Annotated in this window: 16 protein-coding genes; all 16 read left to right on the top strand. The window is 51.8% G+C overall.

Features of this window, described 5'->3' with window-relative positions:
• Entirely contained in the window at positions 1-1482 is a 1482-nt protein-coding gene (locus BV390_RS02275) for a DUF3383 domain-containing protein (protein ID WP_085396502.1), read from the top strand.
• Positions 1482-1925 carry a phage tail fiber protein gene (locus BV390_RS02270; protein WP_064349565.1) on the top strand — a complete coding sequence of 148 codons (444 nt, stop codon included), beginning with the start codon at positions 1482-1484 and terminating at the stop codon, positions 1923-1925. The genes BV390_RS02275 and BV390_RS02270 overlap by 1 nt, the downstream gene beginning before the upstream one ends.
• 177 nt (positions 1926-2102) lie before the next feature.
• A complete protein-coding gene (locus BV390_RS02265) occupies positions 2103-2633 on the top strand; it encodes a KilA-N domain-containing protein (RefSeq protein ID WP_085396501.1) in 531 nt (176 codons plus the stop codon).
• Between the two features lie 78 nt (positions 2634-2711).
• Positions 2712-3188, top strand: coding sequence for a hypothetical protein (locus tag BV390_RS02260; RefSeq protein ID WP_085396500.1), 477 nt, complete (start codon positions 2712-2714; stop codon positions 3186-3188).
• A gap of 56 nt (positions 3189-3244) precedes the next feature.
• On the top strand, positions 3245-3412 hold the full coding sequence (locus tag BV390_RS31050; protein ID WP_012542589.1) for a hypothetical protein: 168 nt from the start codon (positions 3245-3247) through the stop codon (positions 3410-3412).
• Positions 3393-5351, top strand: a complete 1959-nt coding sequence (locus BV390_RS02255; protein WP_085396499.1) for a lytic transglycosylase domain-containing protein — start codon at positions 3393-3395, stop codon at positions 5349-5351. The genes BV390_RS31050 and BV390_RS02255 overlap by 20 nt, the downstream gene beginning before the upstream one ends.
• A 3-nt stretch (positions 5352-5354) precedes the next feature.
• Complete coding sequence (locus tag BV390_RS02250) at positions 5355-6194, top strand: phage baseplate protein (RefSeq protein WP_048257911.1); 840 nt, start codon at positions 5355-5357, stop codon at positions 6192-6194.
• 1 nt (position 6195) lies between these two features.
• Complete coding sequence (locus BV390_RS02245) at positions 6196-6501, top strand: phage baseplate plug family protein (RefSeq protein ID WP_085396498.1); 306 nt, start codon at positions 6196-6198, stop codon at positions 6499-6501.
• Positions 6498-7367: a baseplate hub protein gene (locus tag BV390_RS02240; RefSeq protein WP_085396497.1), complete on the top strand. Its 870-nt coding sequence runs from the start codon at positions 6498-6500 to the stop codon at positions 7365-7367. The genes BV390_RS02245 and BV390_RS02240 overlap by 4 nt, the downstream gene beginning before the upstream one ends.
• Positions 7357-7944: a hypothetical protein gene (locus tag BV390_RS02235; protein WP_085396496.1), complete on the top strand. Its 588-nt coding sequence runs from the start codon at positions 7357-7359 to the stop codon at positions 7942-7944. The genes BV390_RS02240 and BV390_RS02235 overlap by 11 nt, the downstream gene beginning before the upstream one ends.
• Positions 7944-8732: a hypothetical protein gene (locus tag BV390_RS02230; protein ID WP_085396495.1), complete on the top strand. Its 789-nt coding sequence runs from the start codon at positions 7944-7946 to the stop codon at positions 8730-8732. The genes BV390_RS02235 and BV390_RS02230 overlap by 1 nt, the downstream gene beginning before the upstream one ends.
• A gap of 75 nt (positions 8733-8807) precedes the next feature.
• Positions 8808-9164 (top strand): hypothetical protein, encoded by a 357-nt coding sequence (locus tag BV390_RS02225; protein WP_085396494.1) that lies wholly within the window; start codon positions 8808-8810, stop codon positions 9162-9164.
• 7 nt (positions 9165-9171) lie between these two features.
• Positions 9172-10404, top strand: coding sequence for a baseplate J/gp47 family protein (locus tag BV390_RS02220; protein WP_085396493.1), 1233 nt, complete (start codon positions 9172-9174; stop codon positions 10402-10404).
• Positions 10397-10984, top strand: coding sequence for a DUF2612 domain-containing protein (locus tag BV390_RS02215; protein WP_085396492.1), 588 nt, complete (start codon positions 10397-10399; stop codon positions 10982-10984). Before BV390_RS02220 ends, BV390_RS02215 begins: the two co-directional genes overlap by 8 nt.
• Position 10985: 1 nt before the next feature.
• Positions 10986-12011, top strand: a complete 1026-nt coding sequence (locus BV390_RS02210) for a hypothetical protein (RefSeq protein WP_085396491.1) — start codon at positions 10986-10988, stop codon at positions 12009-12011.
• A 1-nt stretch (position 12012) separates the two neighbouring features.
• Positions 12013-14153: SGNH/GDSL hydrolase family protein (locus tag BV390_RS31265; RefSeq protein ID WP_085396490.1), on the top strand; the 2141-nt coding region annotated here is incomplete at its 3' end.

The following is a 14153-nucleotide window of genomic DNA, read 5'->3' as shown; positions in this document are numbered from 1 at the left end:
ATGGCAATTTCGCTATCAAAAATCGCCCAGATGCTTCCCGGCGTACTGAAGGCGACAGGAACGGCTATTGATCTCAATGGCCTGTTCCTGACCGACAGCGCATACGCGCCGGTTGGTGCAGTACCCTCATTTGCCAGTGCGGATGAGGTAAAGGCGTACTTCGGCAGCGCGTCGATTGAGTACACCACCGCGGTGCTGTATTTCGCCGCTTTTACCGGTAAAACGCAGATGCCTGGCAAGCTGTATTTTAGCCGATTCAATACCGCAGCAGTGGCAGCATTCCTTCGCTCCGGATCGCACGCAGCGACCACGCTGGCACAGCTCAAATTGCTTTCTGGTACGCTGACTCTGACCGTCGACGGTACGGAGGAGACTTCCGCGGCTATCAACCTCAGCGGCGCGACCAGTTTTGATAACGCGGCAGAGCTGATTGAAACCGGCATTGGCTCCTCGGTTGTGGTGACCTGGGATAGCGTGCTGAAGAAATTCATCATCACCTCTGCCACCACCGGCTCAGAGAGTTCGATCACCTTCGCCGATGACGGCACACTGGCCGCTGGCCTTAAGCTTACCGAGGCGACTGGCGCGGTAATTTCCCAGGGCGCTGCGCCGGCAGTAGTTGACGATATCTTTACTGCCATTCTGGCCAAAGAGCAGGACTGGGTAACATTTTCCACGACGTTCGCTGTAACCAAAGACCAGGCCAATGCGTTTGCACTCTGGGCAAACAGCCAGAACCACCGCTTTGCCTATGTCCCATGGGACGCATCAGGAACTGCAATCGTGGCGGGCAGCTCGAATGCGCTGGTGTATGACATCATCAACACCTACGCCTACAACGATACCTGCCCCGTGTATGGTTACCCGAACCACGCAGCAAACGCGATGGGGTTTGTGGCCGCGCTGAACTTCACGCAGGCCAATGGGCGCTGTTCGCTGAATGGCCGTCAGGTGTCCGGCCTGTTGCCGATGATCAGTAACGATACTGATTACGAGGCGGCCAAGGCCAACGGCTATAACTTCTACGGCAACTATGCCTCGAATGCCGTCGAAACCAATCAGTGGGCGCCCGGCTCTATTACCGGTGATTATGCGTGGCTTGACGCCTGGGCGGGTCAGGTATGGGTAAATGCTCAGCTTCAGGCAGCTCTCGTTGCGCTGTTCCAGCAGGCGAGCAATCTGCCCTATGCTGCAGCCGGAAAAGCTCGCATTGAATCGTGCATGAAGCCGACCATTGAGCAATTCAGGGCGTGGGGCGGTATGACGGCGGGCACTGACCTTGACCAGTCGCAGATCGACCAGATTACCGCCATCACTGGAGTCGACGTTACGGATTCTCTTCTGGCTGAAGGGTATTACATCTACATCGGCCCGTTCACCCCGGCAATGCGCGCCTCGCGTACCAAGCCAACGGTTTACTTCTGGTACACCGACGGCGGGATCATCCAGGGTATTACCGTTAACAGCACGGAGGTGCAGTAATGTCCGGTCAAAACATTACGTCGGCTGACGCCATCATTGAGCTGGTAATCGCTGAGCTATACCCGTCTGGGTTTAACCTGGAACAGTTCGAAGCGCAGAACATCTTCGAAATGGGCGATACCGACATGGCAGAGTATCAGCGTACTGCTGACGGTAAACTGCTGGGTGGTTTTGTTTATGGTGATCTGCCGTGGACATTCCATCTGGCGGCTTCCTCTCCGTCGATTAAGTACATCGACAACTGGCAAACCACGCAGATGACCACACGGTCTGTACTGCGTGTTAATGGCACGGTGATCCTGCCGTCGCTGGGTAAAAAGTACATCATGACCAACGGTATTCTGCAGCGCGCGCGACGCATGCCATCCGCTGGTCGCGTGCTTCAGCCGGTAACGGGTCTCATCCAGTGGGAAACCGTCACCCCGGCAGGGTACTCAGCGTAAACAATCAGCCCGGCTAAGCCCGGGCTTTTTTTATTCCTGCAATTCCCCGCGCTTCACACGCGCACGTTATAATCCCGGAACCTTACAGAAAGCGATCCTGAGAACTGCCGTTAGTGCCGGCGGGCCTTCTGGGGCGGCTTTTCTGTGTGACAGGTTCGCTTTCTTAAGGTAATTCGCATGAAATATCCAACCGTATCAGTAAACGGCGTCTCCGTTCGTGTTGATGACTATGGGCGCTACAGCCTGAATGACCTGCACGCTTCCGCAGTATGCAGTGGCCAGGCTAAAGAAAATCAGGGCCCGAGTCAGTTCCTTCGCTCTAAGAAGGTTAAGGAATTTGTCCACACTTTAGCCAGAATGCAAAAATGCACTCTGGAAGAAAATCAACCAGTTAAGGTCGTTAACGGTGGCCTGAATCAAGGCGTCTGGGCTCTGGAGATCGTCGCTATTCGCTATGCTGCATGGCTCAGTGCTGAGTTTGAAATCCGTGTTTATCAGACATTCCAGTCTCTCGTCCGTCAGGGATTTGATGCCATGGCCCGCTTAAATAAAATCGACCATGTGATAAACGCTGAAGCGAAGGAAGTTAGTCAGTGCGCAAGTCGAATGGGGAAGTGGGGCGCCGGTGGAAGAAAGCGCCTGCTTATGGCCGCCCGCGCCCGTGTGGTAGACGAGGTTCAGATGTACCTCCCAGGATTTGAGGCGTGAACCTCCTAAAGTCACCATTACAGATAGCCCACTACGGTGGGCTTTTTTATTGCCAGATAACTCATTCAGGAAACAAAAATGGCTCGTAAAAGCATCGTATTTACAGTTGAGGCAGATAACCGAGACAAGGGTAAGCAGTTCAAAATCACCGAAATGCCGGCGCGCAAAGCAGAAGAATGGGCGATCCGCCTGGCGTGCGCTGTGATTGGCGCCGGGGTTACCGTTCCCGACAATATGATGGCGGCCATCGGTGCCGCGGTGGCTCCGGCCCCGGCCGAGGATAATGCAGAAGCACGCGAGCTGTACGAAAGCGTGATGGCCAGCGGCATGGCCGGCCTCGCTCAGTGGGGGATCACCTCACTGGCTAAAGTCCCGTTCGCGCAGTCGAATCCTCTGCTTGATGAGTTGCTTGGCTGTGTGAAATTCATCGGCGGAAGCGGTATCGAAACGGCACTTGTTGACGAAGGGCAGATCGAAGAAATCAGCACCTGGTCGCGCCTGAAAATCGAAGCCTTCAAACTCCATATCGCTTTTGTAGCAGCCACCGCAAGTTAGATATCCCCTTATCCGTCCCGGAAGACTCAGATCGTGGCTTCATTCAGTACGAGAACGTGCCGCGCAGTATCGCCGCGGTGATCTCCGGGAAAATGGCGACACTCCACGAACTGGACACGGTATACAGCGTCCAGGATATGTGGTGGCTGATTGAAATAATGACCGTGGATAACACCAACAGAGCCATAGCAGCGGAGAATGATCATGGCAGCAACGGTAATTGATGCCCTCATGGTAACGCTGGGCCTTGATACTTCTCAGTTCCGCAAAGGCCAGCAGGAAGTCAGTGACGACCTGAAAAAGCAGCGCGAAGACGCCAAAAACACCGCCAAAGAAATGGCAGAGCAGGGCAAGAAAGCCGCTTCGTTCTTCAGCAGCATAAAGACAGAGTTGCTGGCGCTGACCGGCGTGACTGTCACCGCTGGCGGCCTGATGAGCTTTGTGAAAAGCACCACCTCCGGACTGATGGATTTATCGATCCAGTCGAAAGCACTGGGGCTATCAGCCCGTGAGCTTGATGGCTGGTCGAAGTCAGCGGAGGCGGCAGGGAGCTCGGCTGAGAAGATAAGCGCTTCTCTGCAGGGTTTTCAGGGCGCCATACAGGGGGCCAGGGTCGGCGATTACAGTAGCTCTATTTTTGGTGGACTGGCGCAGTTAAATGCGCTGACGGGCCAGAATTTTGACGTTTGGGGACAGGACGCCAGTTCTCTGGCCAAAACATCCCTTGATGCGCTACGAAAAATTAGCGATCCAAACCTTCGCCGGCAGGTTGGGTTAAGTCTTGGATTTGATGATGCAACCTTGCAGCGCAATCAGGAAGGAAAATTCCTGCCTGATGTTGACCGCCTGACCAAAAGCTCCGGTATTACAGACGCCTCAACCAAAGGCGCAAAGGAATTTACAGCCGCATGGGCGGAGCTGGGGCAAAACCTCGACACGGTAAAAAACCAGATTTACGTGGGTTTGATACCAACTATTCGCGATCTGAATGGTCTCCTCATAGAGTGGTCGTCTGGTAACGCAAAATCCTCTTCATTCTTCAAAGAGCTGAAGCGGGACATTAACGACATTACTGGTATTGACCTTGGTAGCTGGACGCTATCAGGCGATCTGCGCAACCTCAAAGATAACTTTTCCATGCTCGGAAAAGTGCTAAACCACCTGGGTAACGCTTTAAACGAGCTCAATAACGGCAACTTCTCCAAGGCTGCCGATGAGTTTAAAAAGGCGTGGTACGGCACTGAAGACGGAAAGCCTACCGGTAATGATGCGCTGCCCGGAGTGACCAAGGCAGCCGAGCAGGCGCTGAAGAAAAACGGCGGCACACTGGATTTTAAACCTGATCAGGACTCTGCGTATCTAAGCCCGCAGCAGCAGGCAACGCAGAAAATGCTGGATGCAGTTAAGTTTCAGCCGCTTCCTGAACAGCGCAGGCAGCAGCAGGATGAGAGAGACTACTGGGAAAGCACCAAAAATCTCCTTTCAAAAATCGCTGACGCCCTGATCTCTCCAGCTGGCGCGGCAACAATGCAGCCAGATACCTCGGGATACCAGCCAAACGTCCCGCTTAACGCTCAGGCCGCTCGCCTTGGCGCCAAAGGAAGGGCATTTCTTCAGGCGATGGCTGGCGAATTCGGGGCGCTGGAAGGTAAATATGGACTTCCCGCTGGGCTGCTGTCTTCGGTGGCTGGTACTGAATCAGGTGGCGACCCGTTCGCAGTATCCCCCAAAGGGGCAAAAGGCCCATTCCAGTTTATGGATGGAACTGCCAGAGACTTGGGTTTGAAGGGGATGGACGTTTATGACCCCCACAAGTCAGCTGATGCCGCTGCAAGATACCTGCGCTATCTGCTGGATGCTACTGGTGGCGATCTGGAAAAAACTCTTGCCTCCTATAACTGGGGGCTCGGAAACGTCCAGAAGAAAGGCATGGATAACCTGCCGTCGGAAACTCGTAATTACGTCCCTAAAGTCATGGCCGGAATGCGCCCTGGCGCCGGGATGGCCGTAGACCGCGCAATGCCCGGGCAGTCCGGTGCGACTTATCAGTTTTATGGCACCAAAATCACCACCCAGGCCCAGAACGTGGAACAGCTTACCAGCGACATCAAAAAGCACGGCGACAACCGTGTCATGCTTTTGGCTGGCTACTCAGGACAATAACTCATGTCGTTTTCTCTGAATGTCTCGACAGTGCTATCCGCCATTCAGGGAGGAAGCCTGTTATCAGTCCTTAACAGCGCCCTGTCGCCAACTTATCGAATCACCTATAACACCGTTGACGAGTCGCTTTTGACGGCTGCAGCCGGGCAGGAGGTTTTCTCCCCGTCCGGCTGGGTTAGTGTTGATCGCTACGGTGACGCAGCAGTGACTAAGGGGCCGGTAGAAAAGGGGCGGTACACATCCTACAACAAAGTGAAACAGCCGTCTGAACTCAGGATCATTTTTGCCCTTGAAGGGTGGACGGCTTTTTCCGGGTCGCTGCCCAACCTGACCAACTTCTCCCTACTGAGCCGGAACAATTTCATTCAGAAACTGGATGAGATGAAAAACACGGCCAGTACCTACAACATCGAGACACCTGATACGGTGTATTACAGCTACGATCTGACCCACTTTGATTACTTTGTGGGGTCGTATCGTGGGCAGACGTTGTTGATGGCGAACTGCACTTTCGAGGAGATCATGGACGGCGGGGAGGTCATGCTTTCAAACGCTGTAATTGAAGGCCCACCGACCAGCAACGCGAAAACCAACAATGGCACCGCAGCCTCAACGCAGGTGATCACCGGGGCAACGAAAGAGGTGACATTGAGCGATGTCAAGAATGCCTGGTCAAGCGCTGATACAACCTTATCAGACGCTCTCCAGACGACAGGGGCAGCGATTGTATCTAACGTTAACTCGGCGGCCGAGTCAGTCTCTAAGGCGTGGGACAGCTCTTCTACTGCAGTTTCTAAGCAGATAAAAAGCACCGTCTCCGACTTTCTGGAAAAGGTGATGTGACATGCAGGAAATTAGCTTATCTCCGTCACTATCCCAAAAGGTGTATATCACGCTTGGCGCCCAGAACTGCGCTATCAAGTTGCATCAGCGCTCAACCGGGTTTTACGCCGATCTGTATGTCGATGACAAGCCGATATTTCAGGGCGTTCTCTGCCTGAACTGCGTTTACCTGGTTCGGTATAAATATCTGGGTTTCAGTGGCGATCTGGTTTTCGTTGACTCGAAAGGCACAGCCGACCCCTATTACGACGAAATAGGCACCAGATTCAAGCTGTATTATACGACGAGCAGTGAGGTAGGCAGATGAGTTACAAGGAGAGAGAGCTTACTGTATCGTTCACGCTGGCTAACGGCACGTTTGACGGTGGTATCGGAAATACCCTGATAGTTAAAGGGTTCAAATGCGAGGCGGCTATATCTGCCTTTGGCGGCGCTACAGGCACGATGATGGAGCTAAGTCTGTGGGGCCTGTCGCTGGAGAACATGGCCAAGCTGACGACGAACGCGCAAAAAATAATCGCTGCTGAGCAAAACGCTATCGTCGTTTATGACGGTGATACCCGTGTTTTTTCCGGGTCGATAACGTCTGCCAGGATTAACCTGAACCAGATGCCTGATGCGCCGATCGAGATAACCGCAGCGGCAGCTGGAAGGGAACGCCTGATCCCATGTGAGCCTACATCCATTCGTGGCGATGCGGATGTGGCTGACATGATTCGCGCCCTTGCCTTTAAAGTTGGGCTGAAATTCATCAATGTTGACGTCAAGAGTACCGAGCGAAACCCGGTATACAAAGGCAATGCGATAAAGCAGATCATTGAAATAGCAGCTGCGCATAAAATAACGGTAAATATTGATTTTGGCACCGTCACTATTTATACCGGGAAGAAACCCTCTGATTCTGTCGTTCCATATGTTTCTCCATCAACAGGTCTCATTGGGTATCCGATTTTTTATGACATGGGGATTAACTTTCGCTGCATTTACTCCCCGACTCTGAAACTGAACACCAAAATCATCCTTGAGACTGACCTGCCACACGCAAGCGGGGAATGGATTATTCAGGCAGGAACCACCCATTACCTTTCCTGTAAAGTTCCCGGTGGTCTGTGGGAAACGTTCGTTGTGGCCGCGCCGGGATATCTTGTAAAAGGGAACGAAAATGCTAACTAACCAGACTCCTGAGAGCGTGTCATCGCAGGGTAACGCCATATTATCGCTGCTACATTCAACGCTGAAGGGAATGACGTTTGTCGATATTGTTCTGGTTAGAGAGGTTGAAGGTGATGTGTTGACCGTTCTCCCCCTGGTCAATGATGTAGACGTTTCTGGCCGGGCCATTGCCAACCAGGACGTTTACCAGATCCCATACCTCAGACTTCAGGCGGGAAACAGCGCGGTAAAAATGGAGCCAAGGCCAGGAGATATTGGTCTGGTTGTGGTTTGCGACAAGGACACGACGAACGTTAGGGAAACCAGAGCGGAAGGCCCGGCGCCAACGCAGCGCCGGCACTCGTATTCCGATGCGATGTACATAACCGCAATAGCCAGCATGAATGGTGAGCCGACTGAATTCGCAGAATTTACCGGGAGTGGCATAAACATAAAGAGCCCCGGCGTTATTAACATCAATGGCTTGAAAGTCCATCCGAGCGGACAGCTTGAGCTTGTCGATGGTTCTATCGTTGATGGACACTCTCATGGCGGAGTACAATTCGGAGGAGACAGAACCGATCCTCTGGAGCCGTGATGAAAAAATTAATAGTCATTTCAGCATTTATTCTTTTTGCCTTATCTCCGCCAGCCATATCAAAGCAGATAACATCACATTTAAAAATGGTTGATGGTTATTTTAATGGAATCCTAACGGCAAATGATGACGAGCCGATATGGTTTGGTATCTTGGAGTTTGACTTTTTAGGCAGTCAGCACCTAACCTGCAGAATGGACTCAATGCACACCTCTGGAGATGCTCCAGACAGGATGTCGTCAGTAAACTACCGTTGCCAAAATGGGTTTTCTGTCCAGCTATCAAAAAATGAAAATGACAGGTACGCTATTTTAAACCTTCAAAACATAAACTTTGAAAGCGGAGAGGAAAGCCAGTTAGGTAGTTACAAGGTCACCTCATCAATTCCTTTAACGATGATTGAAAATAATAAATATAATGATGATTTGTTTAATAAGAGGAATGCCGAGAGGGAGCAGTGGGTAAAGGAAAATACTGCTGACGTTTTTTCCGCATGCGACATTATCATGTCATCGCACCTTCTGGCTTATCAAATGGTTAATGCTGGAACACAAAATAACAGCGCAGGCAGGAATGAAATAAGGGGTGCGTTGTCAAAACTTTACCCAAAAAATGCGGATGAAATGGCACAATCATTTATAAGCTTTCACTCTGGCGACAAAGAGCCTTTTGGAATGCCGCTTACATTTGGAGTCAAGGGGCGCATGATTAAAATGTGCATGGATCAGCCAAGTGATTACATACCTGAGTTTGGCTCGCTGGTCATGTCAGGTAAAATATTCAGATAAAATTTTCTTATTTATAAACCACTGCAATTAAATAATAGACCTCGCCTCGGCGGGGTTTTTTTATGGGCGAAATCCATGAAAACAATCTCTCTCCTGCTTGATACCGATACCTGGGACCTTGTCCTTGATGAGCTGGGTAATATCGCCACGGTTGAAAACCCCTACGCCTGCGCTCAGGACGTAGCGACGGCATGCCTGGCTATACGCGGCGAGTGCATTTACGAAAAAGACACCGGAGTTAATTACAAAGAGCTGCTGAACGTTAAGGCCAGCACTGGCGCCATGGCGGCCGCGCTTCAGGTTGAAGCGTTGCGGATGAGCTATATCGCCCGCGCTGAGCCGACGCTGATTAACAACCGCGACACGCGCCGCACAACCGGCGTTATTGCGATCGTGGATGCCAACGGCCTGGATTCCAGCGTCACCCTGTGAGGAAAAAATGACCACAATCTCTACGGCAGTACCGGCCGTGACCTTTTCCACCACTGGTCTTGATGTTCCAGATGAGGGAGACATTCTTGCCGGGCGTATAGCAGATATTGGCTCTGCATTCGGGACGGCGATGAGCACGAACCTCAAAACGCCGCAGGGGCAGCTGGCTGTCACTGATACTGCAATCATCGCTGACAAGAACGATCAGCTCCTGGCCATCGTCAATAACATGAACCCAGACTTTGCTTCTGGCCGGTTTCAGGATGGCATCGGCAGAATTTACTTCCTCGATCGCATTGCTGCGGCGGGTACGGTTGTAACTGCCACATGCTCCGGCGTTCCGGGAACGGTAATTCCTGCACAGTCCTATGCAACCGACGATAACGGTTATATGTACGTGTCCCTGGCGGCCGGAACGATAGGCGAAGACGGGACGGTAAAAATCGAGTTCCAGAACCTGACTACGGGGCCGATAGCTTGCCCTATCGGGACGCTGACAAACATCTATGTCGCGGTAAGTGGCTGGTCGAGCATCACCAACGAGACCGCAGGCGTGCCAGGCTCGAATGTGGAAGGGCGGTCTGCCTTTGAGTATCGCCGCCGTCAGTCAGTAGCGCGTAACGCCTTCAACACGGCTGCAGCTGTGCGGGCTGCTGTTCTGGAAGTCGACGGGGTGCTTGATGTCTATGTTATCGACAACAAAGAACCCACCCCCGTCGATAAAGGCTCGACGAATTACACGCTGCTGGCCAGCTCGATTTATATCGGGGTTTATGGCGGGGCAGTGGCTGACATTGCAGCGGCCATCAATAAAAAGCTTCCTCCCGGTACCATCATGAACGGTGACACTACTGGAACTGTGCAGGATACCGAGAATTATGACGCCCCTTATCCGGAGTACACCTACAGGTGGAAAACGCTGGATGCGGTGAGCGTTCATATCAAGGTGGAATACGAGGCTAATGACGGCCTTCCCTCAGATATCAACGCACAGATCAGAACGGTCGTCCTGAATGCCTTCACCGGCGCAGATGGCGGCACCCGGGCGCGCGCCGGCGCACGAATTTATGGCAGCCGGTATATCGGACCAATACAAGCGCTCGATGCACAGAACATGAACGTACTTTCGGTCCAGATCTCTCTTGATGGAGCAACCTGGTCGAGTGCGCTGACCATGGGCATTGATCAGGAACCCACTCTCGATGCGACGAACATCACAACGGAGGCGGTAAGTGAATAATGTCGACTGGACCATCTATGCACAGTACGTCAATTCAACGCGCCTTAGGTCGCTGATAGACACCTTTAATGCCTCCATGGCCCCAGAGGACTGGATAGACACGTTCTATGACCTCGTCTTCAACATTGAGACGTGCGGCGATTACGGGCTGATGTGCTGGGGGAAAATTGTTGACGTTGGCAGGCTATTAACTGTTACGCCATCACAGAAATTTTTCGGGTTTGGTGAGGCAGCCAGTACACCGGCAGAGCTCACAGACCCACAGCCATTTAACCAGGCTCCGTTCTACACTGGCGCACAGGACACTAACACGGTAGTTCTGAGTAATGACGCATACAGAAAGCTGATCATGTGCAAAGCGATGGCGAACATCAGCGACTGCACCGTGCCGGTCATGAATCGCATGCTGATGTACATGTTCGGCGCCAGCGGGCGGGCTTACGTGCGTGACGATGGCAATCATGTCATGAGCTATGTCTTTGAGTTTCAACTTTCCGACTCTGAGCTGGCCATAGTGCAAAGTTCAGGTGCGCTTCCTTCCCCTCCAGGGGTAAAAGTAAATATCGTTCAGGAGGTCTGAATTGAATAATTCAGCCATGCCACCGCGCTTGACGGTTGTCTTTGCAACGTCTGGCGATCGCAACACAATACCAAACGATTCCTCTACGGAGACGCTCAGTAGCGGAAAGGCGTCATATGATGTTGGATTTCCGCCTATTACCAGAATCGCTCTTTCATCAGGCGGAAAACCACCTCAAGGACAGGATTTCAACGGTATTTTCTATGAGTCTTTTTTAAGGCACCAATGGAACCAGGCAGGTGGTGGATACCCATTTGATTCGGCCTATGCTACTGCGATTGGCGGCTATCCAAAAGGGGCGATTGTTCCGTTTAGCACTCTCGATGGGCTTTGGCTAAACACCCTGAATAATAACAATGGAACACCTGAAAACTCCGGAGGTAGTCCCTCAGGTTGGGTTCCTGCATCAAGTTATGGCACTACGGCAATAACTGCATCTGGCTCTTCAAATATCACACTGACTGCTTTGCAGGCTTCGCGCCAAGAAATAATTATAAACGGGACTTTGACAGGGAATATTTATTTATTTTTTCCCCCGTGGGTTAAACAGTGGAGAGTCACAAATAACACCTCTGGTGGTTTCAATGTCATCTGCAAAACAATTAGCGGTAGCAATACCGCAACATTATATCCAGCAGGCAGAGGAAGAATTCGCTGCGATGGGTCTAATGTTTATTTCGTTGATGCTACCAGTGGTCCCGGGCAGTCAGGAGGGGTTTTATTAGGTAACGGGGCTCGCCTCGCCTGGGGTTATACGGATGCTAATTGCACTATTGCCGGGATTGACGGTGAATACGAAACAGAAAACGTTTTTGTCGCCCCATCTTTTACAACCAGTGATGGGGTATTTGGGTTCAATACCATCTGCTCAGTAAAAGTGATTCCAGTTGATGTTGGTGGTGCCGGGCAAAATGAGCGCTCATGGCTCATGGATTCGACGTTTTCAGGAAATGGTTTTTCATTCCGCTCTGCATGTAAAACGCAGAACGCAACAATTCGAACTCGCTGGGAAGTAATAGGATTCTGATATGGCAACTACAGATACCCAACAGGCCGCACAATTTTCTGCGGAAGCCGCAGTCAGCGCCGCCGAGGCAAAGCAGTATTTAATTGAAGCTCAGCAGGGTTATCAGGATACCAGCGCCGCAGCTCAGGAAGCTAAAGATGCAGCAGAGGCTGCGACATCATCAGAGCAAAATGCATCGACATCAGAAATAAATGCCGCTCAATCTGCAGAAGAGGCTGAAGCAGCAAAAATAGAGGCTGCCGCCGCTGCAGCTAACGCCTCCGACTACGCTAAAAACAAGTTCACTTTTTACAAAACGCCAACTGATCCGGACGGCACAATTGCTGGTATGGCGGCTACTACTGACGGTCAGTCTTTCTGGGTGGCTCAGGGTCCCGACGCTCTGTCTGCTGCATGGCAGTACCAAAACAAAGCAGGTGTGCCAGTACTTCAGGCCAAACAGCCAGGAACGGCGGCGGTAACAGGGACTATTCGCGAGTTTCCTACTCTGGCGGCGGCACAGGCTGATGCAGATGCTGGAAATATTCCGACTGGAGCAACTGCGTATTACCGTAGCTCAGATGGTGAAGCGCTGGCTATTGAGGTCATCAATACTGCCGGGACACTGGCGCCAACTGGCAGGGTAATGCCGTCACAGGAGGCCATAAACGCAGTTTTCGATTTCATCAGTCGGTTTATTGTGAGCGGCGACGTCGGCAATAACTATTTCCCGTTTTTCACTGATGGCGCTGATAACGTTCCGGTTTGGTGGGATGATGGTTTTGCCGTTTCCAGAATATCAACAGCTCTCTATCAGATGATTTATGATGATGTTCATTCCCGATTGGGTGATGCACTTAATTCAATGGTGGATGATGTATCAAACTCTTTCTTCCCACTGTTTATTGACTCCAGCAACAATGTTCCGGTTTGGTGGGACAATGGTTTCGATGTTTCCATAATTTCTGAAAGCCTAAAAACGAAAATATGGGACTACATTAACTCCATTATTTCACCCGCCCTTAATAAAGCGGTCCCGCTTGTATCGGCGGGATTCGTTCCGGGCATGACGGATGGTAGTGATAACGTTCTGTTCTGGTTTCAGGATGGAAAGTTTGATGCTTACGGGGTCGGCCCAAACATCAGCGCGTCACTTGCCAGCGCATACCAGCGCCGCATGTATACCGCCTATTACAACATGCCTTTGCATACCGACAGTCGCACGCTGTGGCGCTGGAAAGCCAAAAAGGCGCAACTCAAAGCCGGGATGGCTACGCAGCCTAATTTCCTTCTCACAGGTGACAGTTGGACCCAGAATAATGAACTTGCGACAGCTATTGCAGGCGTACTCAGCGCTGAATATGGTGACGCTGGTTTAGGCTGGCGAACTGTGAACTATGGCGCATCGCGCGATGGTTCAAATATCTTTCGCTCAGCCGGCTGGGATTTATATGACGCCTCGCCAACGAGCGGTGCTCCGCTTTATGGTTGCGGCATTGACGGCCAGTCCATCAACACCACCACGAACACGGCCTATTTCAACGTGACTAATGTCCGCTGTACTGATTGCCGTATTTATTATCAGGACCTGAATGGCACCTTCCAGTACGGCTACGATGTGGGCGGTGTCACGCAGTGGACTGAGGTTGTCTGTGGGAATACCGGCACTACTAAATCTGTTTTGCTGACGGGACTGACGGATGATGTCAGGACGATTTACGTCAAAACTGACGGTAACGCTGGGCGTGTGGCCATCCACGGTTTTTATCTCTGGCGCGCTGGTGTGGCTGGCTGCGTGATGAGCAAAGCCGGCAACTCTGGGATTCTTGCGGACCAGTTTCTGCTGTTCTCCGACAAAATCTCGGAATACCTCAGTACCATTCAGCCTGACGTGATCGCTATCGTCATTGGTAACAACGACTACCGCATTTCAACCGGAACCCAGACATTTCGCACTGCGCTGCAAACCTATATGGCCGCCTGTCGCGCTGTACTGCCTGACGTGGGTTTCATCCTCATGGCTCCCCCGAGAACCAACGGCACCGCGGTAACACCACTCGTTGATTTCCGTGACGTAATGTACGACCTCTCTCAGACGCTGAACTGTGAGTTTTTCAGTATTTATGACCTGTTCGACACCTGGACGGAAATGAACGGGCTTGG

Origin of the sequence: Klebsiella sp. YJ (assembly GCF_002108615.1) — a bacterium.
Lineage (GTDB): Bacteria > Pseudomonadota > Gammaproteobacteria > Enterobacterales > Enterobacteriaceae > Klebsiella > Klebsiella planticola.
Note: the sequence above shows the minus strand (reverse complement) of the source record. Positions and strands in the feature narration are given on the sequence as shown.

Coding starts and splice junctions, on each gene's coding strand:
- BV390_RS02275 (WP_085396502.1), top strand. CDS start 1: ATGGCAATTTCGCTATCAAAAATCGCCCAGATGCTTCCCGGCGTACTG.
- BV390_RS02270 (WP_064349565.1), top strand. CDS start 1,482: ATGTCCGGTCAAAACATTACGTCGGCTGACGCCATCATTGAGCTGGTA.
- BV390_RS02265 (WP_085396501.1), top strand. CDS start 2,103: ATGAAATATCCAACCGTATCAGTAAACGGCGTCTCCGTTCGTGTTGAT.
- BV390_RS02260 (WP_085396500.1), top strand. CDS start 2,712: ATGGCTCGTAAAAGCATCGTATTTACAGTTGAGGCAGATAACCGAGAC.
- BV390_RS02255 (WP_085396499.1), top strand. CDS start 3,393: ATGGCAGCAACGGTAATTGATGCCCTCATGGTAACGCTGGGCCTTGAT.
- BV390_RS02250 (WP_048257911.1), top strand. CDS start 5,355: ATGTCGTTTTCTCTGAATGTCTCGACAGTGCTATCCGCCATTCAGGGA.
- BV390_RS02245 (WP_085396498.1), top strand. CDS start 6,196: ATGCAGGAAATTAGCTTATCTCCGTCACTATCCCAAAAGGTGTATATC.
- BV390_RS02240 (WP_085396497.1), top strand. CDS start 6,498: ATGAGTTACAAGGAGAGAGAGCTTACTGTATCGTTCACGCTGGCTAAC.
- BV390_RS02235 (WP_085396496.1), top strand. CDS start 7,357: ATGCTAACTAACCAGACTCCTGAGAGCGTGTCATCGCAGGGTAACGCC.
- BV390_RS02230 (WP_085396495.1), top strand. CDS start 7,944: ATGAAAAAATTAATAGTCATTTCAGCATTTATTCTTTTTGCCTTATCT.
- BV390_RS02225 (WP_085396494.1), top strand. CDS start 8,808: ATGAAAACAATCTCTCTCCTGCTTGATACCGATACCTGGGACCTTGTC.
- BV390_RS02220 (WP_085396493.1), top strand. CDS start 9,172: ATGACCACAATCTCTACGGCAGTACCGGCCGTGACCTTTTCCACCACT.